At 64.3% G+C, this 20,955-nt stretch carries 18 protein-coding genes; 7 read left to right on the forward strand and 11 right to left on the reverse strand.

Going from position 1 to position 20,955, the window contains the following annotated elements; all coding sequences use genetic code 11:
• Nucleotides 1–35 precede the first annotated feature (35 nt).
• Genes XI03_RS19345 through XI03_RS19365 form a run of 5 tightly spaced genes read right to left on the reverse strand, consistent with a single transcriptional unit; the run spans nt 36 to nt 4,425 of the window.
• Nucleotides 36–773 carry an AprI/Inh family metalloprotease inhibitor gene (locus XI03_RS19345; RefSeq protein ID WP_038947422.1) on the reverse strand — a complete coding sequence of 246 codons (738 nt, stop codon included), beginning with the start codon at nt 771–773 and terminating at the stop codon, nt 36–38.
• Nucleotides 773–1,762, reverse strand: coding sequence for a 2-hydroxyacid dehydrogenase (locus XI03_RS19350; RefSeq protein WP_028143812.1), 990 nt, complete (start codon nt 1,760–1,762; stop codon nt 773–775). Before XI03_RS19350 ends, XI03_RS19345 begins: the two co-directional genes overlap by 1 nt.
• Nucleotides 1,762–2,580, reverse strand: a complete 819-nt coding sequence (locus tag XI03_RS19355) for an ABC transporter permease (RefSeq protein ID WP_271592945.1) — start codon at nt 2,578–2,580, stop codon at nt 1,762–1,764. The genes XI03_RS19350 and XI03_RS19355 overlap by 1 nt, the downstream gene beginning before the upstream one ends.
• Nucleotides 2,577–3,392 carry an ABC transporter ATP-binding protein gene (locus XI03_RS19360; protein ID WP_028143814.1) on the reverse strand — a complete coding sequence of 272 codons (816 nt, stop codon included), beginning with the start codon at nt 3,390–3,392 and terminating at the stop codon, nt 2,577–2,579. The genes XI03_RS19355 and XI03_RS19360 overlap by 4 nt, the downstream gene beginning before the upstream one ends.
• Nucleotides 3,393–3,402: 10 nt before the next feature.
• On the reverse strand, nt 3,403–4,425 hold the full coding sequence (locus tag XI03_RS19365) for an ABC transporter substrate-binding protein (RefSeq protein ID WP_028143815.1): 1,023 nt from the start codon (nt 4,423–4,425) through the stop codon (nt 3,403–3,405).
• Between the two features lie 165 nt (nt 4,426–4,590).
• Here XI03_RS19365 and XI03_RS19370 point away from each other — a divergent pair, with 165 nt between their 5' ends.
• The 3 genes from XI03_RS19370 (at nt 4,591) to XI03_RS19380 (ending at nt 8,165) form a co-directional block, all read left to right on the forward strand.
• Complete coding sequence (locus XI03_RS19370) at nt 4,591–5,397, forward strand: creatininase family protein (RefSeq protein ID WP_028143816.1); 807 nt, start codon at nt 4,591–4,593, stop codon at nt 5,395–5,397.
• Between the two features lie 140 nt (nt 5,398–5,537).
• Nucleotides 5,538–5,801, forward strand: a complete 264-nt coding sequence (locus XI03_RS19375; protein WP_028143817.1) for a hypothetical protein — start codon at nt 5,538–5,540, stop codon at nt 5,799–5,801.
• A gap of 393 nt (nt 5,802–6,194) precedes the next feature.
• The gene (locus XI03_RS19380; protein ID WP_028143818.1) at nt 6,195–8,165 is read left to right on the forward strand and encodes a carbohydrate porin; all 1,971 of its coding nucleotides are present in this window, start codon (nt 6,195–6,197) and stop codon (nt 8,163–8,165) included.
• Between the two features lie 214 nt (nt 8,166–8,379).
• Here XI03_RS19380 and XI03_RS19385 read toward each other — a convergent pair whose 3' ends face one another.
• Complete coding sequence (locus tag XI03_RS19385) at nt 8,380–10,455, reverse strand: methyl-accepting chemotaxis protein (RefSeq protein ID WP_271592946.1); 2,076 nt, start codon at nt 10,453–10,455, stop codon at nt 8,380–8,382.
• Nucleotides 10,456–10,694: 239 nt separating this feature from the next.
• Here XI03_RS19385 and XI03_RS19390 point away from each other — a divergent pair, with 239 nt between their 5' ends.
• Entirely contained in the window at nt 10,695–11,990 is a 1,296-nt protein-coding gene (locus XI03_RS19390) for a hemolysin family protein (protein ID WP_028143820.1), read from the forward strand.
• 224 nt (nt 11,991–12,214) lie between these two features.
• Here the strand turns inward: XI03_RS19390 and XI03_RS19395 are convergent, their stop codons facing one another.
• The 3 genes from XI03_RS19395 to XI03_RS19405 form a co-directional block, all read right to left on the reverse strand.
• Complete coding sequence (locus XI03_RS19395; protein ID WP_271592947.1) at nt 12,215–12,454, reverse strand: PilZ domain-containing protein; 240 nt, start codon at nt 12,452–12,454, stop codon at nt 12,215–12,217.
• A gap of 103 nt (nt 12,455–12,557) precedes the next feature.
• Nucleotides 12,558–14,270, reverse strand: coding sequence for an FMN-binding glutamate synthase family protein (locus tag XI03_RS19400; protein ID WP_173015730.1), 1,713 nt, complete (start codon nt 14,268–14,270; stop codon nt 12,558–12,560).
• 414 nt (nt 14,271–14,684) lie between these two features.
• Entirely contained in the window at nt 14,685–15,458 is a 774-nt protein-coding gene (locus tag XI03_RS19405) for a ferredoxin--NADP reductase (protein WP_028143822.1), read from the reverse strand.
• Nucleotides 15,459–15,842: 384 nt separating this feature from the next.
• Here XI03_RS19405 and XI03_RS19410 point away from each other — a divergent pair, with 384 nt between their 5' ends.
• Nucleotides 15,843–16,658: an ATP-grasp domain-containing protein gene (locus tag XI03_RS19410; RefSeq protein ID WP_271592948.1), complete on the forward strand. Its 816-nt coding sequence runs from the start codon at nt 15,843–15,845 to the stop codon at nt 16,656–16,658.
• Between the two features lie 173 nt (nt 16,659–16,831).
• Here XI03_RS19410 and XI03_RS19415 read toward each other — a convergent pair whose 3' ends face one another.
• Together XI03_RS19415 and XI03_RS19420 are read right to left on the reverse strand one after the other, a co-directional pair.
• Nucleotides 16,832–17,773 (reverse strand): amino acid ABC transporter substrate-binding protein, encoded by a 942-nt coding sequence (locus XI03_RS19415; RefSeq protein WP_028143824.1) that lies wholly within the window; start codon nt 17,771–17,773, stop codon nt 16,832–16,834.
• A 9-nt stretch (nt 17,774–17,782) separates the two neighbouring features.
• Entirely contained in the window at nt 17,783–19,081 is a 1,299-nt protein-coding gene (locus XI03_RS19420; protein ID WP_028143825.1) for a dicarboxylate/amino acid:cation symporter, read from the reverse strand.
• Between the two features lie 212 nt (nt 19,082–19,293).
• Here XI03_RS19420 and XI03_RS19425 point away from each other — a divergent pair, with 212 nt between their 5' ends.
• Nucleotides 19,294–20,295 (forward strand): NADP-dependent oxidoreductase, encoded by a 1,002-nt coding sequence (locus XI03_RS19425; protein ID WP_271592949.1) that lies wholly within the window; start codon nt 19,294–19,296, stop codon nt 20,293–20,295.
• Between the two features lie 144 nt (nt 20,296–20,439).
• On the forward strand, nt 20,440–20,955 hold a 516-nt coding region (locus XI03_RS19430), incomplete at its 3' end, for a cysteine rich repeat-containing protein (protein WP_271592951.1).

A 20,955-nucleotide genomic window follows, 5' to 3' on the forward strand; every position in this document is an offset into this window, starting at 1 on the left:
GTGGCGCCATTCGGCGGCAGCGAATGTGGGCCCGCCTACTGACGCAGCATGATCAGGGGATCGGCGGTATCGGGGACGCGCCGCCACTGCGCATTGTCGTCGGCCTCGAACTGCCAGACGTTGCCCGATTTCGACATCAGGATGATCTGGCCGCGCTCGAGCCGCCATTGCGTCGGGTTGAACTGCGCGATGGCCGGATCGCATTTCGGCTTGAGGAAGACCTGGAAATTGTCGGAGCCGGCTTCCGTGTTGGTCAGCGTCAGCCCGCAGACCGGCTGGCCGTTGCCGCGCACCATCGCCCAGTCGCCGATCATCTGGTCCATCGACTTGGCCATCGAGCGCGCGGCGGCGAGATCCTGCAGGATGTAGACGCCCTCGCCCTGGCGCAGGCCTTCGAAGATGCCGGCCTCGACCTCGGTGAAGTCGATCACGGCTTCACCGGTCGCGTCCTGCAGGCGGACGATGTCGAGGCCCCTGACGCTCCAGGCGACGATGTCCTTGGTGAAGGGCAGCGCCGCCTTGCAGGCCGGCTCCAGCTCCAGCTTGAAGCCCTGCCCCGCGGCGTCGCCCTTCATCGTGACGACGCAGGTCTTGCTGCGCTCGGTGGTCGAGAGCTCCCACTGCCCGAGCATCTCCTTCTTCAGGGTCGTCGTATCCTGCGCATGCGCCGGCCTCGTCTGAGCAACGCCGATCGCGGCCAAATGGGCCGCGACGGCGCCGATCGCGGCCAAATGGGCCGCGACGGCGGATGCAACGACCCGAAGACTTCGCATCAGCGCCCCTTGAATGGCGTTTCGGCAACCGGCGTCAACGGCGCCTTGCCCGAGAACCATGACTTGAGGTTGTCGACCACGAGCTGGTCCATCGCGTTGCGCGTCACCACCGAGGCCGAGCCGATATGCGGCAGCAGCACGACGTTCTGCATCGCCTTGAGCTCGTCCGGCACGGTCGGCTCGGCCGCGAACACGTCGAGGCCGGCGGCGAGGATGGTGCCCGACTTGAGGGCCTGCACAAGCGCCGGCTCGTCGACCACCGAGCCGCGCGCGACGTTGACCAGCACGCCGCGCGGGCCGAGCGCCTTGAACACCTCGGCATTGATCATCTTGTTGGTCGAGGCGCCGCCGGGCACGATCACCATCAGCGTATCCACCGCCTTCGCCATCTCGATCAGATCGGGATAGTGCTTGTAGGAGACGTCCTTGGACGGATTGCGCGAGTGGTAGACCACCGGCACCAGCGAGGCGTCGAGCCGGCGCGCGATGGCCTGGCCGATCCGGCCCATGCCGACGATGCCGACCTTGCGGTCGCGCAGCGAGCCGACGCTGAGCGGATAGTTCTGCGTCTGCCAGAGGCCGGAACGCACATACCGGTCGGCCTTGATGAACTCGCGCAAGGTGGAGATCAGCAGGCCCATCGCGACGTCGGCGACCTCCTCGGTCAGCACGTCGGGCGTGTTGGTGACGATGATGTTGTGCTCGGCCGCGTATTTGGCGTCGATATGGTCGTAGCCGACGCCGAAGCTCGCCACCATCTCGATCTTGGGCAGTTGCGACAGCGACTCCTTGTCGGCACGGACGGTGTGATAGGTCACGGCGACGCCGCGGATTTTTTCGCGGATCGCCGGCGTCAGCCGCTCGAGGTCGCCGCGCGTCTCGGCCTTGTGCACGACGAAATGGTCGGAAAACCCGTTCTCGAGGATCGGCCGCACCGGCCCATAGATCAGAAGGTCGATCTTCTCGGACGAAATCGAACCGGCAGCCATCAGTTTTCCTTTCCAAGAGCGCTTTCATGCCAGCGCCGTAAAACGAGGTGGGAAACTACCGCCAGCACCCCATAGATGACAATCCCGGCCAGCGATAACAAAAGCAGCGCTGCGAACATGCGGGGTATGTTCAATCGATAGCCGGACTCGGCGATCCTGTAGGCGAGCCCCGAGCCGGCACCGGCTGTTCCCGCCGCGATCTCCGCCACGACCGCGCCGATCAGCGACAGGCCGCCGGCGATGCGCAAGCCGCCGAGAATGTAGGGCAACGCCGCGGGCAGCTTGAGAAAGCGCAGCGTCTGCGGCTTTGAGGCGCCATAGAGCTGGAACAGGCCGGCAAGGTTGCGATCGACCGAATTGAGCCCAAGGGTGGTGTTGGACAGCACCGGGAAAAAGGCGACGATGAAAGCACAAACCACCACCGCGGTCTGCTGCTCCAGGTAGATCAGGAGCAGCGGCGCGATCGCGATCACCGGGGTGACCTGGAGGACGATGGCATAGGGGAACAGCGAATATTCCACCCATTTCGACTGGTTAAACAACAGCGACAGCGCGATGCCGCCGATGCTGGCCGCGGCAAAACCTTCGAGCGTGGTCAGAAGCGTGGTGGCGAGCGATTGTGACAGCACTGCCCACTCCTTGATCAGCGTCAGGACGATGACGGAGGGCGCCGGCAGCACGTAAGGCGGGATGTCCTTGATGCGAACCAAGAGTTCCCAGGCGAGCATGCCGGCCGCGAACACGATGACGGGAAGCACGAAACGCATCGCGCGTTGTGCGCCTCGCGGTTTTGCAGTGACGGCCGCCTGCGCGCTCATAAGGTCGACTGCCCCGAATAAGACGGAGCCAGCGCAGCCGACACCTTCCGGCAATAATCGGAATAGGCGGCGGAGGTGCGAAACGCCTCGCCGCGCGGCTCGACCGTCTCGATGCGGATGTCGGCCTGGATGCGGCCGGGCCGCGCCGTCATGACCACTACGCGCTGCGACAGATAGACGGATTCGAACACCGAATGGGTGACGAAGATGACGGTCTTGCCGAGGCTGCGCCACAGCGCGAGCAGATCATTGTTGAGGCGGAAGCGCGTGATCTCGTCGAGCGCGGCGAACGGCTCGTCCATCAAAAGGATATCCGGATCGGTGACGAGCGCGCGCGCCAGCGACACCCGCATCTTCATGCCGCCGGAGAGCTCACGCGGAAAGGCATCGGCGAAATCGGCGAGCCCGACGCTGGCCAGCGCCGCGTCGGCACGCCCGCGCGCCTCCGCCTTCGGCACGCCCGCCAGCTTCAGCGGCAGCCGCACATTCTCGCGCACGCTGGTCCAGGGCATCAAGGTGGGCTCCTGAAACACGAAGCCGATACCGTGACCCGGCTGTACCACGCCCTCGTGATGGGCCACCCGCACGATGCCTGACGACGGCGCGCTGAGCTCCGCGATCAACCGCAGCACCGTCGACTTGCCGCAACCGGACGGGCCCAGCAGCGAGATGAACTCGCCCTTGCGGACAGTGAGGTCGAACGGGCCGAGCGCCATGACGCCATTGTCATAGGTCTTCGTCACGCCGCGCAGGCTGACGGCGAGATGCGTCAGGCCGGCGTCGGCCGCGGACGAGATTTTGCCTGATGACATCGAGCTTGCGCTACGGCTTGCTCGGGCGCAGCTCGACGCCGACGCCCTTGTTGACGAAGCGCAGCGTGTAGGATTTGCGGAAGTCGAGTTCGGGCCTCAAGACGCCGGCCTTGACCATCTTGTTGAAGAAGGAGGTGTAGCGCTCGTCGCTCATCGCGCCGATGCCGTTCTTCAGGCTGTCGCCGGAATCGACGATGCCATGCTCCTTCATCTTGGCGACGGAATAGGCGAGCAGGTCGTCGGTCATTTCCGGATTGAGCTTCTTGATCATGGCGTTGCCGGCGGAATTGTCGCGGTAGATGTAATTGTACCAGCCGATCATGGAGGCATCGACGAAACGCTGCACCAGGTCGGGCTTCTTCTCGACCACGTCGCGGCGGGTCTCGATCAAGGTCGAATAGGTGTTGAAGCCGTAATCGGCGAGCAGCAGCACGTTGGGCTTGAAGCCGGCGGCCTTCTCCACCGCGAACGGCTCGGAGGTGACGTAGCCCTGCATCGCGCTCTTGGGATTGGCGATGAAGGGTTGCGGATTGAAATTATAGGGCCGGACGTTCTTCTCGCTGAAGCCGTATTCGGACTTCAGCCACTGGAAATAGCTGCCCATGCCCTCCTTGGAGACGAACAGCGTCAGCGGCTTGAGATCCTCGATCTTGCTGACCTTGGCATCCGGCTGCGTCAGCATCACCTGCGGATCCTTCTGGAAGATCGCGGCGATGGTCACGACGGGAACGTTGTTGGCGACCGCGTCGAACGACATCAGCGTGTTCGCGGCCATGAAGAAATCGATCTTGCCGGCGATCAGCAGCATCCGGTTGTTCTCGTTCGGACCGCCGGGAACGATGGTGACGTCGAGGCCGTATTTCTTGTAGGTGCCGTCGGCGACCGCCTGGAAGAAGCCGCCGTGCTCGGCCTCGGCGACCCAGTTGGTGCCGAAGGTGACCTTGTCCAGCGTTTCGGCCCGCGCCGGGACGCTCCAGACCAGAGCGGCCATCAGGCCCGCAGTTAGCGCTCTGCGCAGATGAGAGGGGGTCATAATGGCACTCCGTCGATCGCTTCCAGCATAATCGCGTCTAGCTCGTGGCAGGCCAACGCGATAAAACCGCATGACGTCAGGGGACACGAGCCGGCCGGGCCCGCGTCCCCTGATAACCCAAATTACGTGACAAATTCGGGCAATGAAACCTCCAAAGAAAACTCAATGATGCCATCCCGCGACTGGACCGAGATCCGCTGGGTCGATGCGCCCCCCGCGGAGACGTCGCGATGGATCGCGGTGCTGCCGCTGGCGGCGACCGAGCAGCACGGCCCGCATTTGCCGCTCACCACCGACGTGCTGATCGCGGAGGCGTATCTTGCGCGCGTGCGGGAGCTTCTGCCCGACAACGTTCCGGCCAGTTTTCTTCCCGTCGAACCGGTCGGGATTTCCACCGAGCATATCGACTATCCCGGCACGCAGACGCTGCCGACTGAAACCGCGCTGAAGCGATGGACCGGGATCGGCGAGGAGGTCGCGCGGCGCGGCGTGAAGAAGCTCGTCATCATCACCAGCCATGGTGGCAACAGCGCGGCCATGATGCTGGTGGCGCAGGATCTGCGGGCGCATCAAAAAATGTTCGTGGTGACCACGTCATGGTCGCGGCTATCAGGCGCCGACACATTGTTCCCGGCCGACGAAGTGCGCCACGGCATTCATGGCGGCGCGGTCGAGACCTCGATCATGCTGGCGCGCTATCCCGATCAGGTGCGCAAGGATGCCATCGCGGATTTTCCTGCGAGCAGCATCGCACTGGAGCAGCAGTACCGCTGGCTGTCGACGCAGCGGCCCGCGCCGTTCGCCTGGCAGGCGCAGGATCTCAACGCCAGCGGCGCCGTCGGCAATGCGACATTGGCCGTCGCCGCGAAGGGCGAGCAGCTCATCGATCAAGGCGCCCGTGCTTTTTGCGAACTCCTGGGCGAGGTCGATAACTTCGACGTGAACAGGCTCGCCAAGGGGCCCCTCGGCTAACCAATATCCTATTGCAATCATTTACGAAAACTCCTCGCTCCGGGAGCGGATTCGCCGCATTCGAACCGGACGCGGGGAGCCTCCGTCAAACTGGGCACGCGGGCCACAGCGGACCGCCTCAACCCCGGATGGAGTTTCACATGTCGATCAAGACCAAGATTGCAGCTCTCGCTCTCGCGACCCTCGCCGTCACCGGCAGCATCGTGTCCACCACCTCCTCGGCCGAAGCCAAGCAGCCCGGTTGGGTCTGGGGTGTCGGTGCCGGCATCGCCACCGCCGCTGTCGTCGGCTCCGCGATCGCCGCCAACAACGACCCCTATTACTACGGCTATCACCGCTGCGGCTGGGTCGCCCAGTACAACGCCTTTGGCCAGTACGTTGGCCGCGTTCGTAGCTGCTACTGATCTGAGTACCTGAGGCCGATCTTACGTGGATCCTGCGTCCGACACGGGCGCCTCATCCACCCCGTGTCGTGCCCCGACCCCGCCCGGCTGTCCCCCCGGGCGGGGTCATTCTGTTTGGGCCGGGAATTTGTTGCCGTCCCGTCACACAGCGGTGCGAACCATTCCGTGCGCCAATCTTCACCAGTTGCTATTGCGAATTAATCGCAATAAGGTTCGAGACAGGCTCGGGAACTTGGGACGAAATCGCGTCGAATCGAGATCATCTCGACGACGCGAGCAACCAAGACCTGATGACAGGGCCGCCGCGAATCGGCAGGGATATCGCGACGGGTGGGACACATTCGCGTTTTGGGGGCGTGCGTTTTGACGTTGAGAAGTCACCGTTACAGATACTTGCGAACGGCCGCGGCGATTGCCTCGGGCGTGCTGGCTTTTCCCGCCGCGGGGCGCGCGGCCGATCTGCCGCTGAAGGCGCCGGCGCCGAGAGCGGTCTATGACTGGACCGGCCTCTATATCGGTGCGCATGCCGGCTATGGCCGCGGCTCGTCGCAGTTTGCGCTGAACGACGGCACAGGGATCAACGACAGCGGCGTCTTCAGCGGCATGATCGGCGGCGTGCAGGCGGGCTACAACTACCGCCTCAACTCCGGCTGGCTGGTCGGCGTCGAAGGCGATTTCACGTTCCCCAACTACATCACCTCGAATTCGATCGTCTCCTTCCTGACGACACCCGCCAACACTGTCACGCAGCAATGGGACTACACCGCCAGCCTGCGCGGCCGCGTCGGCTACACCAGCGGTCCGTGGCTGGTTTACGCCACCGGCGGCTTTGCCTGGATGGGCGAGCGCTATTTCGACACGCCGGCCTCCGGCGCCGAAGTCCCGAAAATCCTGAACACGCGGCCCGGCTGGATCGCGGGTGCCGGCGTCGAATACGGCTTCGCGCCGCATTGGAGCGCACGGCTCGAATATCTCTACAGCCGCTTCGACGGCGCCAATGTCGCCTTCTCCACGGGGGCCCAATACAGCTCTTCGTCGCTCGACTTCCAGCAGGTCAGGCTCGGCCTCAACCGCAAGGTCGATTGGCCGGGCATGCCGAGCTACAATCCGAACAGCTCGCTCATCGACACCGAATCGGATCGCTGGGAGATTCACGGCCAGAGCACCTATCTGCCGCAAGGCTATCCGTCGTTCCCCGCGCTCTACAGCGGAACGAACTCTCTCTCGCCGACGAGGCAGGCCAAGGCGACCTGGAGCAACAGCCTGTTCCTGAACGCGCGGCTGTGGGACGGCGGCGAGGTCTATTACAATCCCGAGCTGCTCCAGGGATTTGGCCTGAACGACACAGTCGGCGCGGCCGGCTTCCCGAACGGCGAAGCGCAGAAGTCGAACTTCCCCTATCCGCATTACAACACCTCGCGCCTGTTCGTGCGCCAGACCTTCGGCTTCGGCGGCGAGCAGGAAGAACTCGCCAGCGGCCAGTTGCAGCTGGGGCAAAAGGTCGACGTGTCCCGCCTCACCGTGCAGGCCGGCAAGTTCGCAGTGGTCGACGTGTTCGACGGCAATGCCTACGCCAAGGACACCCGCAGGGATTTCATGAACTGGTCGATCTGGGCCCCGGGCGCCTTCGACTATTCCGCCGACAAGGTCGGCCTTACCTACGGCGTCACCGCCGAGCTCAATCAGAAGCAATGGGCCCTGCGCGGCGGCTATTTCCTGATGGTCGCGGAGCCCAATTCAAATCATTTCGACACCAAGGTCGGGGAGCGCGGCCAGTACGTGATCGAGCTCGAGACGCGCTTCTCGCTGTTCGGCCAACCCGGCAAGCTCAGGACCATGGGCTGGCTCGACAGCGCCAACATGGGCAGCTTCCGCGAGACGCTGAACAATCCGGCGCTCAATCTCGACATCGCGCAGACCCGGCGCGGCCGCACCAAGGTCGGCTATGTCGTCAACCTCGAGCAGGCGATCACCGAAGATGTCGGACTGTTCGGCCGCTGGAGCTGGAACGACGGCAAGAGCGAAACGCTCGCCTTCACCGACATCAACCGCAGCCTGTCGGCTGGCCTTTCGATCAAGGGCACGAAATGGGGCCGGCCTGACGACGTGGTCGGCGTTGGCGGCGCGATCAACGCGATTTCGCAGGACTACCGGGACTTCCTCGCCGCAGGCGGCCTTGGCGTGCTGGTCGGCGACGGTGCGCTCAACTACCGCAAGGAGCGCATCCTCGAAACCTATTACGCCTATGCGCTGAACAAGAATCTCACCCTCACCGCCGACTACCAGCTCATCGTCAACCCCGCCTACAACGCAGATCGCGGACCGGTGTCGGTCATTTCCGGGCGGCTGCACGGGGAGTTCTGAGCGCAGTACGGCCCGGATGATGCGCGCGCCTCGTCCTTCGAGACGCCCGCTTCGCGGGTTCCTCAGGATGAGGCAAGCGACACCGGAGCTCATCGAAGCGCTCCGCACACTCCATCCTGAGGAGCGCGCACTTGCGCGCGTCTCGAAGGATGGGCCGCGGGCACGTCGCTCTTCGAATGCGATTGCTTCTCCCTGCAGCAGAGGCGCAGAAGTTCTACGCAGCGCGGATCGCGTCCAGGAACTTGCCGACCTCGACCTTGAGACGGCTGCTCTCGCCGGACAGCGATCTGGCCGAGGCGAGCACGTTGGAGGAGGCAGATCCGGTCTGGCTCGCGCCGCGCTGCACGTCGACGATGCTGGCGGAGACCTGCTGGGTGCCGCGGGCCGCCTGCTGCACGTTGCGGGAAATCTCCCGCGTCGCTGCGCCCTGCTCCTCCACCGCCGCGGCGATTGCGGATGCAATCTCGGACATGCGGGAGATGGTGTCACTGATCGACCTGATGGCGCCGACGGAGTCCTCCGTCGCGGTCTGGATTCCCGTGATCTGCTGGCTGATCTCGCCGGTGGCCTTGGCGGTCTGCTCGGCCAGCGCCTTGACCTCGGAGGCGACCACCGCAAAGCCGCGGCCGGCCTCGCCGGCGCGCGCCGCCTCGATGGTGGCGTTGAGAGCCAGAAGATTGGTCTGGCCTGCGATCTGGCTGATGAGCTCGACGACGTCGCCGATCCGCCCCGCGGCCTTGGCGAGCTCGCCGACATAATCGTTGGTCCGGCCCGCCTGCTGCACCGCTTCGCCGGCGATGCGCGCGGAATCCTGCACCTGCCGGCTGATCTCGTCGACCGACGAGGCCATCTCCTCGGCCGCCGCGGCAACGGTCTGCACGTTGGTGGAGGCCTGTTCGGAAGCGGCCGCGACGGTCGCGGTGACCTTTTCCGATTGATCGGCCGTGCTCGTCAGCGTTCCCGCGGACACTTCCAGCTCCGAGGAAGCCGACGACACCGTGTTGATCACGTCGCCGATCATGGCTTCGAAATCGCGCGCGATCTGGTCCATACGCTGGCTGCGCCGGAGCTTCGCGTCGGCCTCGACCGCGGCCGCCTCGTCGGCGGCCTTCTTGGCGAGCAGTGAATCCTTGAAGTGCTGCAGCGAGCCCGCCACCTGGCCGATCTCGTCATTGCGGTCCGTCGCGGGAATCTCGACGTCGTGCTGTCCGGCAGCGAGCGTTGCGATCACGTCCGCGAGCCGGCTGAGCGGCGTCACCACGCGCCTGCGCAGCATCATGGTCACGCCACCGAGAGTCCCGAGCAGCGCCAGAACCACCACGCCTGCGAGCGCGAGCATCGCCAGTGCGCCATCGCGCGAGGCCGAGGCACGCTCGGAAGCTTCCGCCAATGCGGCATCGCGCACGCCGTAGAACATCTGGATGGCCGGCACGATGACCTTCGCCAGTTCGTCGGCATTGCTGCTGTACTTGCCGTCACTCCGGGCTGCGGGAATCTCCTTGTCGACGGCGGCCGCAGCTTTTCCAAAATACGATTCCGTTGCCGCCTTCAGCGCGGTCGCGATGCGGGCGGGATTTCCGAGTTGGTCGATGCCTGCCTCGATGCGCTCGCGGTCGGCCTCCACGCGGCCTTGCATGCGATCCATCAGCGACAATTCGGTCGCCGTGAGCGGACGGCTCGCGGACAGCGCCGGGGACAGCGTGGCCGCTCGGCTGCCGGCCGCGACACGCAGGTCCTGGGCCGTCCGCGCCAGGCTCAACAGCGCCGCGAGCGAGGAATCGGCGTTGATGACTTTCGCTTCGAGCCGGTTCATGACCGGTTCGATGTTGCCGATGACCTCGGCAACGCCGGGGAGAAAGCCCTTGATCACAGCACCATCGCGCGCCGCCAGGGGGACGCTCATCGCGCGATCTGCCGCCGCGGTGACCTCCTTCAGCCGCCGTGCGGCACGGTCGAGATTCTCGACAATCGCTCCGCCGTCATCCAGCACCAGGATCGCGCGCCTTGCAGCCTCGAAGCCGGCCTCGGCGGCTTTCGCGGCCTCCCCGGCCGCTTCGATCTGGGCTGGCGTCGCCGCCGCTTCCTGGAAGATCGGACCGATATAGGGGGCGCGAAGGCCGGCGACGTGCTGACTGACCATCAGGGTCGCACCAAAGGCATCGACAGTCTTGATCGCGTCGGAGCGGTTCGTGAAGATGCGCGTCTGGGGTATCAGCACCTCGGCGCCGAGGATGACTGCAAATACCGTCACCGTCAGCATCGACAGCGCGAAAAGCTTCCCGATCCGCATCCTGGGTCCCCCGAATACACTTCTGCAATGTCGAAAACCTAGCCGGGGGCCACTAAGAGCCCGTTAAGCACCGGCATTCCCGTAGTTCCACGGGAGCTCGCGCAAGCGAGTCGAAGTCAGCGGCGACACGGTTCCCTCGGGGCGCCAAATGCGGCAAAATTGCCGGCATTTCTTCGCCGAATACCTATATCAAGGCGTGTGCGTCCTCTTCGGCCACACTCCCTTACCTCGGAACGTCAATGCTCTCGGTCGAACTCGTCATCGTCGTCGTCCTGATCGTCATCAACGGCCTCTTGTCCATGTCGGAGCTGGCCGTGGTCTCGTCCCGCCCGGCCAGGTTGTCGATGCTCGCCGCCAAGGGCGTGCGCGGCGCCGAGCGGGCGCTGACGCTGGCAGCCAATCCCGGCAAGTTCCTCTCGACGGTGCAGATCGGCATCACGCTGGTCGGCGTGCTCTCCGGCGCGTTCTCCGGCGCGACGCTCGGACAGCGGCTGACGCAATGGCTGCTCGAGCTCGGTCTATCCGCGGGAATTGCCGACATCGTCGGCGTCGGCATCGTCGTGACGCTGATCACCTACGCCACCCTGATCGTCGGTGAGCTGGTGCCGAAACAGGTGGCGCTGCGCGACCCCGAAAGCATCGCGGTCAGAGTCGCGCCCGCCATGCACGTGCTTGCGAAGGTCTCGCTGCCGCTGGTCTTTCTGCTCGATCTCTCGGGCAGGCTGATCCTCACGCTGCTCGGTCGCGGCGGCAAGGCCGAGGAGAAGGTCTCGGAGGACGAGATCCACCACCTCGTCAGCGAGGCCGAGAGCGCGGGCGTGCTCGAGCCCGGTGAGAAGGAGATGATCGCCGGCGTGATGCGGCTCGGCGACCGGCCGGTCGGCGCAGTGATGACGCCGCGCACGGAGGTCGACGAGATCGACCTCAACGACGATCCGGCGGCCATCCGGGAGATCATCGCCAAGAGCCCGCATTCGCGCTTTCCCGTCTCCGACGGCGACCGCGACAAGCCGATCGGCGTGCTCCAGGCCAAGGACCTGCTGATCGCCTATATGAACGAACGCACGCCGGACCTGCGCGCGCTGGTGCGCGAAGCGCCCGGCATCCCGGCGTCGGCAGACGCGCGCGACGTGCTGACCATCCTGAAGGCTGCGCCGGTCCACGTCGGTTTCGTCTACGACGAATATGGCGGCTTCGAAGGCATGGTGACGGCCGCCGACATCCTCGAATCGATCGTCGGCGCCTTCCATTCGGAGGCCGGACCGCCGGAGCCCGCCTTTGTCAGGCGCGCCGACGATTCGCTGCTGATCTCGGGCTGGATGCCGGTGGACGAATTCGGCGAATTGCTCGGCGTCGAATTGCCGCCGCACCGCTACAACACGGTGGCCGGCCTGGTGCTGCAACAGTTCAACGTGCTGCCCGACACCGGCGATGCCTTCGACTTCGGCGGCTGGCACATCGAGGTGGTCGATCTCGACGGGCGGCGGATCGACAAGATCCTGGCGAGCCGGTTGAGTGAGGTCGAGACGGGGTAGTTGATAGAGCGAGCCTCAACCACAGCTGTCGTCCCGGACAAGCGCGCTTCAAGCGCGCGCCGATCCGGGACCCATACTCCCGGAAGGCCGTTTGGCGAAGATTCGGAGTTGCCAGCTCGCGCGGCGACTTCTCCCTGTGGTTATGGGTCCCGGGTTCGCGACTTTGTCGCGCCCCGGGACGACAGCGGTGTTTGCAGCGCGAACTCACCTCGCGCCAACTCACCTCACCCGAACTTCACGCCGATCCGCTTCTCCTTGCGCCAGATCACGGTGCACGACAGATGCGTTCCGTCGGCTTGGACGAACAGGGTGAAATGCTCGGGAATGCCGACCGGGCTGGTGACGTCGAGCGCAGCGCCGGTGTCGGACAGGTTGCGGACGGTGCAGTCGATCGCGCCGCCGCCGAACTCGATCGTTCCGGCCTTCAGCACGCGATGTCTCGCCTTGTCGCGCCGTTCGTCCATGGGCACAATCTACACCCAAAGTTGAACAAAATCTTAAATGCCAGCTCCGCTCGCGACGAATATGCGCGGGCCGGGCCGGTGCCGGCACCGGCCGAGCGATGCCCTATGGCGCCGGCTGGAACGTTTCCGCCTGCGCCATCCGCCAGGCGTCGCGGAAGCGCGGGTCTTCGGTGCCTTCGAGCAGCTCGCCAGGACGCAGCGCCGGATAGAGCTGCGCAAAGGATCTCACATCGGTGGTCGAGGTGCGCTGGGTGAAGTGAATCGGGCGCAGCTGCTGCGGATGCTCGAGGCCTGCCGCGGCGATCAGCTCGGTCAGCGAATGCAGCGTCGCGTGGTGATAATTGTGCACGCGGTCGATCTTGAGCGGCACGTAAAGCGCACGCGCGCGCGTCGGATCCTGGGTCGCCACCCCGGTCGGGCAGCGGTCGGTGTGGCAGCTCAGCGACTGGATGCAGCCGAGCGAGAACATGAAGCCGCGCGCCGAATTGCAATAGTCGGCGCCGATCGCCATCGCGCGCGCCATGTCGAAGGCGGTGGCGATCTTGCCGGACGCGCCGATCTTGATGCGGTCGCGCGCATTGATGCCGATCAGCGCGTTGTGGACGAAGTTGACGCCCTCGCGCATCGGCATGCCCAGATGGTCCATGAATTCCAGCGGCGCCGCACCGGTGCCGCCTTCGTTGCCGTCGACGACGATGAAATCCGGATAGATGCCGGTCTGAAGCATCGCCTTGCAGATCGCCAGGAATTCCCAGGGATGGCCGATGCACAGCTTGAAGCCGGCCGGCTTGCCGCCCGACAGGCGGCGCATCTCGGCGATGAACTGCATCATGCCGGCCGGGGTGGAGAAAGCGCGATGCGAGGCCGGCGAGATGCAGTCCTCGCCCATCGCGACGCCGCGGATCTTGGAGATCTCCTCCGAGACCTTTGCCGCCGGCAGCACGCCGCCATGGCCGGGCTTGGCGCCCTGGCTGACCTTGAGCTCGACCATCTTGATCTGGTCGTCACCGGCGACGCGCGCGAACGCTTCGGGATCGAAGGTGCCGTCGAGATGACGGCAGCCGAAATAGCCGGAGCCGATCTCCCAGATGATGTCGCCGCCCATCTCGCGGTGATAGGGGCTGACGCCGCCCTCGCCGGTGTCGTGCGCGAAGCCGCCCTTCCTGGCGCCGGCATTGAGCGCGCGCACTGCGTTGGGGCTGAGCGCGCCAAAGCTCATCGCGGAAATGTTGAACACCGAGGCCGAATAGGGCTTCTTGCAGTCGGGGCCGCCGATGCTGATGCGGAATTTCTCCTCGGCATGCGCCTTCGGCGACACCGAGTGATGCATCCACTCGTAGCCCTGGCGGTAGACGTCCTCCTGGGTGCCGAACGGACGCTTGTCGAGTTCCATCTTGGCGCGCTGATACACCACCGCGCGGGTGTCGCGCGAGAACGGCATGCCGTCCTTCTCGCTCTCGAAGAAATACTGCCGCATCTCCGGGCGGATCTCTTCGAGCAGGAAGCGGATATGCGCCGAAATCGGATAGTTGCGCAGCACCGCGTGGCTCTTCTGCAGGAGATCGCGGACGCCGAGCAGCGTCAGCGCGCCGAAGATCAGGATCGGCACCAGCAGGATGTCGAAGATCTTGCGGTCGGCGATACCGATACCGATCAGGAGCGCCGTGACGACTGCGCAGATCGTCAGCACGATGAAGCGCGGCGAGAATGGCAGCAGCAGGGTCTCCATGATCCCCTCCTCCGCCAGCGGCAGGCGTTTGTGGGATGAGTGTTGGGAGGAGTCCTGCGTCTTGGTGTCGTCGGCCACGATTCCCATCCTCTCGCCAGCATTGAGGCGGTACGATACGCCCTTGCCTGTCATACGGATATGACGCGGCCCTTGTTTCAGGCTAGCGAATTCGGCCGAGATAGATCAATCAGCCCGATGGGCGGGTTTTGCAGTGCAGCAGAGGGGGCGGCTGGGAAGAAGGGGCGGCGGCCACAGGGGCCTTGAATGGGCAGCGTGGGCCACACTGCATTCCACAAGTTAAGCTGTCGTCCCGGGCAAGCGTAAGCGCAGACCCGGGACCCATAACCACAGGATGTCGTGGTGAGAGAAGACTGTCACTCCGACCCTTCGCATAACCACGGCCTGTGGTTATGGGTCCCGGATCGGCGCTCCGCTTCGCTGCGCTTGTCCGGGACGACGAGTTCAGTGTGGCGCGCGATTACGCCGCTTCTTCAAAAGAGCTTAGCGCTCGACGAATGCCTTCTCGATCACGAAATGGCCAGGCTTGTTGCCGCTTCCTTCGATGAAATCACGGCCTTCGAACATCACCTTCAGCTCTTCGAGCATCCCCGGGCTGCCGCACATCATGATGCGGTCGGTGGCGATGTCGAGGGGCGATTGCCCGATATCGTTGAAGATCTGCTCGGAGTTGATGAGGTCGGTGATGCGGCCGCGGTTCTTGAACGGCTCGCGGGTCACGGTCGGGTAGTAGATCAGCTTGTCCGCGAGCAGCTCGCCGAACAGCTCGTCCTCGCGCAAGGAAGCGACCAGCTTCTCGCCATAGGCGAGCTCGGAGACCTGGCGGCAGCCATGCACCAGCACGATCGACTCGAACTGGTCATAGACCTCGGGGTCCTTGATCAGGCTCGCGAACGGCGCGAGGCCCGTTCCGGTCGAGAGCAGCATCAGCCGCTTGCCGGGAAGGAGGTTATCGGTGATCAGCGTGCCGGTCGCCTTGCGGCCGACCAGGATGGTGTCGCCCTCTTTGATCTTCTGCAGGCGCGAGGTCAGCGGGCCGTCCTGAACCTTGATCGAGAAGAACTCGAGCTCTTCCTCGTGATTGGCGCTCGCCATGCTGTAGGCGCGCAGCAGCGGACGGCCGTCGATCTCGAGGCCGATCATCGCGAACTGGCCGTTCTGGAAACGGAAGCCGGTATCGCGCGTGGCGCGGAAGCTGAACAGCGTGTCGGTCCAGTGCTGGACGGAAAGAACCTTCTCTCGGTAAAACGCGCTCATGATTTTCGATATTCCGAATAATTGCGGTTTTAGGGCAAAAGCGTTGCCCGGCCCTGAAACGGGGCGGACACCATTGCCATGGCGGAGGATTTCGCGTGTGTGATCTACGCCATTGAGACCAATAATCAACCTCGTTCCGGATGCAATTGATGCCGGTCAAACCGGCATTTGCGGCGGAATTGGCCATATTGTTAATGAATCTGCTGCCGGGCGCGCGCGGCGGGCAATTTCTTTTCCCTGCAGCGTTCGAATGCAGCACTTAATTTCCATCGCGCTCGCGAGAATTTCATTAAGAATAGCTCTGACTTTCACCCTGGTTCGGCGCCGTTTCCCGCATTTTTGCGGCTTTTGGCGCCAGGAACGTCTGAAACGCGACGGAAACACATGGCGGCAAGCGACGAGCGAATCTTCGTCCAGGCCATCAGGCGCTATTGCGCGGAGCATGGCATTGCGGTCGATGTCCGCGCCGGTGGCTGGCTGATCGCGATGCGCCGGGGCGATGAGCGGCGCTTCGCCTTCGGCTACGACATCGGCCTCAACAGCGCCATCGCCCATCGCCTCGCCAACGACAAATCGGCGACATCAGAGGCGCTGGCGCTGGAGGGCGTGCCCTGCATTTCCCATCACCTCTTCCTCAACCCGAAGCTGGGCGTGCACGTCGCCGGTGCCGATTGGCGCCAGCGGATGCTCGCGCAGCTCGCTCAGAATCCGCAAGGCGTGGTGGTGAAGCCGAACGAGGGGACATCGGGGCGCTCGGTGTTCAAGGTGACGACGGAGGCGGAACTCGACCACGCGGCCAGCGAGGTGTTTTCGATGAGCGCCGGGCTCGTGATCTCACCCTATGTCGCGATCGAGGACGAGGTCCGCATGGTGCTGCTCGATGAGGCGCCCCTCGTCGTCTACAGCAAGCAGCGCGGCACGGATTGGCGACATAATCTCGATGCCGGCGCAAAGCCGGTGTTGCTGGGGGACAGCGAGGTTCGAACGGCCTGCGTGGAGCTGGCAATCGATGCCGCGCGCGCGATCGGCATCGCTTTTGCGTCGATCGACGTGGTCCGCGTCGACGGCGAATGGAAAGTGCTCGAGATCAATTCCGGCGTGATGATGGAAGCGCTCGGCAAGCTGCATCCGCAACTGGTGGAAGCGGCGTATGATGCGGCGCTGGATCGGGTGTTCGGTCGAGTGCACAGCGAGCGATGACCATCACCGTCACCTCCAGCGCAACGGCAAGGCCGTTGCGCTGGAGGTGGCAGCTTCTTCAGCGGCCCTCGAAGGGTGACGGCCCGGCCGTTCATCCTTCGAGGCCTGCTCGGCGGTGCGCTTGCACCGCCGAGCGCGCGCCTCAGGATGACGGAGAGAGAGCGAACCGCCGTCTAATTATTCGCGCTCGCTGAATCGTCCATCGCCTTGAACGCCTCTTCCAGCTGCAGCGAGATCGGCACGTTCAGACGTTCGCCGGTGGGAAGCCTTGCGGTGAACCATTTGTTGTAGAGCGGGACGAGGTCGCGGTTGGAGCCGAGCTTGCGGAAGGCGCGCTCGACCACGGCCGATAGCTGCGGCTCGCCCTTCCTGAACATGATGCCGTAGGGGTCGTAGGACAGATAATCGCCGGTGACGCGGAACTTGTCCTGCGCCTTGTGGCGCGCGATCAGGCCGAAGAGCAGGATGTCGTCGGTTGCGAAGGCATCGGCCTTGCCATCGGCGAGCATCTGGTAGGATTGCTCGTGATCGGCGCCGACGGCGATGTTCAATCCCAACGAAAATTTCTTGTCCGCGGCCTGGATCGCCTGCTCGTTGGTGGTGCCCTTCGTCACCACGATGGTCTTGCCCTTCAGATCGGTGAGCGACTGGGCGCTGGATGTCTTCGGCACCATCAGCTTGGTCCCGGCGACGAACATCAGCGGCGAGAAGGCGACGCGCTTGCCGCGCTCGGCATTGGCCGTGGTCGAGCCGCATTCCAGGTCGATCTTGTTCTGCAGCACGGCGTCGATGCGGTCGTCCGAGGTGACCTTGACGTAGTCGATTCTGAGATTGGGATCGTCGACCTCGACGCCGATCTCCTCGACGATGGCCTCGCAGAGCTCGAGGCTGTAGCCGATTGGACGGCCCGACTGGTCGAGGAACGAGAACGGCGGCGAGCTCTCGCGATAGCCGAGCCGCACGGTGTGCGCCGTCTTGATGGCCGACAGCGTCGGGCTGAGCCCTTCGCCGCCGGTCTGCGCGGATGCCGAGGTCGCGAACAAGGAGGTCGCGAGCAACGATGCCGCGAGCAACAAGCCGCTTGAGGTCAGTGACCTCGCCAGTGTCTGGCCCATGGTTCGCTCCTATCCATGGCCGGCCATCGCGGGCACTTCGCCCGGCACCATGTCCTCAGGCACGACGTCGCCGGGTCCGAGCTCGTGCTCGGGCCCGAGCTCGCCTTCCCATTTGGCCACGACCGAGGTCGCGAGCGTGTTGCCGATCACGTTGGTGGCGCTGCGACCCATGTCGAGGAAGGTGTCGATGCCCATGATCATCAACAGGCCCGCTTCGGGGATATTGAACTGCGCCAGCGTCGAGGCGATCACCACGAGCGAGGCGCGCGGCACGCCGGCGACGCCTTTCGAGGTGATCATCAGCGTCGCCAGCATCGCAAGCTGGGTGCCGAGCGGCATGTCGATGTGATAGCTCTGCGCGATGAAGACGGCCGCGAAGGTGCAGTACATCATCGTGCCGTCGAGATTGAAGGAATAGCCAAGCGGCAGCACGAAGCTCGAGATCCGCGACGACGCGCCGAAGCGGTTGAGCGCCTCGAGCGTCTTTGGATAGGCCGCCTCCGAGCTCGCGGTCGAGAAAGCGATCATCAGCGGCTCACGGACCAGCTTCAACAGATGGCTGTAGCGCGGGCCGATCACGATGAAGCCGACGATGACCAGGATGGTCCACAGGATCGCCAGCGAGAGATAGAAGCCGCCCATGAACACGACGAGCTTCCAGAGCACCGCGAGGCCGTTCTTGGCGACGGTTGCGGTGATCGCGGCCCACACCGCGAGCGGCGCGAACAGCATCACGTAGCTCGTGACCTTGAGCATGATGTGGCCGACGTCGTCGATCATCGCGAGGATCGGCTTCGAACGTTCGGGCATGGAGCCCATCGCCACCGAGAAGAACACCGCGAAGATCACGATCTGCAGGATCTCGTTCTGCGCCATAGCGTCCGCGATCGAGGTCGGGATCAGATGGGTCAGGAATTTCTCGATCGAGAATGCCGATACCGGCAGGCCGGTCGATTGCCCCGCCTGGGGCAGCGTGCCCGGGAAGTTCGCACCGGGCTGCAGCAGGTTCACCATCACGAGGCCGAGCAGCAGCGAGACGAAGGAGGCGCTGATGAACCAGCCCATGGTCTTGGCGAAGATGCGGCCGAGCTTGGAGCCCGAGCCCATATGGGCGATGCCGCCGACCAGGGTCGCGAACACCAGCGGCGCGATGATCATCTTGATCAGGCGCAGGAACATCATGGCGATCAGGTTGATGGAGGACGCCCAGTCGGCGCGCGTGTCGGGCAGGAAGTTGTAGATTGCCGACCCCATGATGATGCCGAGCACCATCGCGGCCAGAATGTATTGCGTAAACCTGTTCGACATCGCTTACCCCCACGTACACCGGCGCTTCATGATGTCGCAGTTATCACAACGACGCAACACGCTTTGCGTGTGATCGCGTTTTCAGGATGTTCCCGTTGTGAAATGGAACGCCGCGATCTAGCCTTCATGCAGCGCACAACGTATGCGGCCTGCACGTTTTGTTTGCGGCGGTTGCATCAATAATCGTCAAGACAATCAAAGAGGGAAACGCCATGAGCGGCAACATCAATCACCAGATTCTGCTGGTCGAAAAACCCAGCGGCAAGCTCGGCCCCGAACATTTCAAGATGGTGGAGAGCACGGTGCCGGAGCCGAAGGACGGCGAGGTCCTGCTGCGCGTGCGATACATTTCGCTCGACGCCGCCAACCGCGCCTGGATGCACGGCGCGACCTATCGCTCCGCCGTCGAAGCGAACAGCGTGATGGCTGGCGGTGCCATTGCCGAGGTCGTCAGCTCGAAGGCCGATGGGCTTGCGGCGGGCGACATCGTGTTCGGTGACACCGGCTGGCAGGAATTTGCCGCGGTGCCGGCAAAGCATCTCACCAAGATGCCGAAGCTCGAGCCGATGACGCACCTGCTCAGCGTGTTCGGCATCGCCGGCCTCACCGCCTATTTCGGCCTGCTGGAGATCGGCAAGCCCAAAGAGGGCGAGACCGTCGTGGTCTCCGCGGCCGCGGGCTCGGTCGGCTCGATCGTCGGACAGATCGCCAAGATCAAAGGATGCCGCGTGATCGGCATCGCCGGCGGCGCGGACAAGTGCAGCTGGCTGACCTCCGAGCTCGGCTTCGATGCCGCCGTGGATTACAAGGACGGCGCGGTCTTCAAGGCGTTGCGCGCAGCTGCACCCAAGGGCATCGACGTCTATTTCGACAATGTCGGCGGCGACATTCTGGAAGCCTGCCTGCCGCAGATGAACAATTACGGCCGCATCGCCTGCTGCGGCGCGATCTCGCAATATGACGGCGCGCCTGCCGCGCATGGCCCGCGCGGCGTGCCGGGCCTGATCGTGGTGAAGCGGCTCGTCATGCAGGGCTTCATCGTGATGGACTACATGAAGGAGAGCCCGCGCGCGCTCGCAGAGCTCCAGGGCTGGGTCAAATCCGGCAAGCTGAAGGTGCAGGAGGACATCATCGACGGCCTCAAGAACACGCCGAAGGCGCTGATCGGATTGCTTGCGGGCGAGAACCGCGGGAAGCGCATGGTCAGGCTCTGACGGCGCAATTGCACCGGCATAATTGACTTGCGGGTGACGTCAAAGCGGCGAATGATGCTGCTTGCGAGGCGTCACTCGCGAAGATTGCGATTACATCACATTTTGAAAGTCGTCGGCGTGACCGACGGGGCAGGAAATCACCAGATGTTCAACACGTTGAAACAGGCATCGACGCGCAAGGCGTTGCTGGCGGCCGCGCTCTTCGCAACTGCAACAGGCGCGTTCGCGCAAGCACCGACCGAAGCTCAGAAGAGCGCCATCCGCTCCGCATGCCGTTCGGATTTCATGGCGCATTGCTCGAGCGTGACGCCCGGCGGCGTGGAAGCGTATCAATGCCTGGCGAAGAACATGTCCAGCCTGTCGGCGGGATGCCAGACCGCGGTTCGCGCTGTCGAACCGGCGAAAACCGAAGCTGCCCCCGCCGCGCCGAAGAGCGAGGCCGCGCCCAAGGCGGAAACGGCGCCAGGCGCACCGAAGGCAGATGCCGCCCCCGCGGCAAAGCCGGCTGCCGCACCCGCGCAGAAGGCCGCGGCCGCCAAGCAGCCGAGCAGCGCGCAGGTTGCGGCGGTCAAGAGCGCGTGCCGCGCCGACTATCCCAAGGTGTGCGCCAGCGTGCCGCCGGGCGGCGCGGCAGCGCTCGAATGCCTTGAAAAGAACAAG

Origin of the sequence: Bradyrhizobium sp. CCBAU 65884, assembly GCF_028128835.1 — a bacterium.
Lineage (GTDB): Bacteria > Pseudomonadota > Alphaproteobacteria > Rhizobiales > Xanthobacteraceae > Bradyrhizobium > Bradyrhizobium ottawaense.

Coding starts and splice junctions, on each gene's coding strand:
- XI03_RS19345 (WP_038947422.1), bottom strand. CDS start 773: ATGCGAAGTCTTCGGGTCGTTGCATCCGCCGTCGCGGCCCATTTGGCC.
- XI03_RS19350 (WP_028143812.1), bottom strand. CDS start 1,762: ATGGCTGCCGGTTCGATTTCGTCCGAGAAGATCGACCTTCTGATCTAT.
- XI03_RS19355 (WP_271592945.1), bottom strand. CDS start 2,580: ATGAGCGCGCAGGCGGCCGTCACTGCAAAACCGCGAGGCGCACAACGC.
- XI03_RS19360 (WP_028143814.1), bottom strand. CDS start 3,392: ATGTCATCAGGCAAAATCTCGTCCGCGGCCGACGCCGGCCTGACGCAT.
- XI03_RS19365 (WP_028143815.1), bottom strand. CDS start 4,425: ATGACCCCCTCTCATCTGCGCAGAGCGCTAACTGCGGGCCTGATGGCC.
- XI03_RS19370 (WP_028143816.1), top strand. CDS start 4,591: ATGATGCCATCCCGCGACTGGACCGAGATCCGCTGGGTCGATGCGCCC.
- XI03_RS19375 (WP_028143817.1), top strand. CDS start 5,538: ATGTCGATCAAGACCAAGATTGCAGCTCTCGCTCTCGCGACCCTCGCC.
- XI03_RS19385 (WP_271592946.1), bottom strand. CDS start 10,455: ATGCGGATCGGGAAGCTTTTCGCGCTGTCGATGCTGACGGTGACGGTA.
- XI03_RS19390 (WP_028143820.1), top strand. CDS start 10,695: ATGCTCTCGGTCGAACTCGTCATCGTCGTCGTCCTGATCGTCATCAAC.
- XI03_RS19395 (WP_271592947.1), bottom strand. CDS start 12,454: ATGGACGAACGGCGCGACAAGGCGAGACATCGCGTGCTGAAGGCCGGA.
- XI03_RS19400 (WP_173015730.1), bottom strand. CDS start 14,270: ATGGGAATCGTGGCCGACGACACCAAGACGCAGGACTCCTCCCAACAC.
- XI03_RS19405 (WP_028143822.1), bottom strand. CDS start 15,458: ATGAGCGCGTTTTACCGAGAGAAGGTTCTTTCCGTCCAGCACTGGACC.
- XI03_RS19410 (WP_271592948.1), top strand. CDS start 15,843: ATGGCGGCAAGCGACGAGCGAATCTTCGTCCAGGCCATCAGGCGCTAT.
- XI03_RS19415 (WP_028143824.1), bottom strand. CDS start 17,773: ATGGGCCAGACACTGGCGAGGTCACTGACCTCAAGCGGCTTGTTGCTC.
- XI03_RS19420 (WP_028143825.1), bottom strand. CDS start 19,081: ATGTCGAACAGGTTTACGCAATACATTCTGGCCGCGATGGTGCTCGGC.
- XI03_RS19425 (WP_271592949.1), top strand. CDS start 19,294: ATGAGCGGCAACATCAATCACCAGATTCTGCTGGTCGAAAAACCCAGC.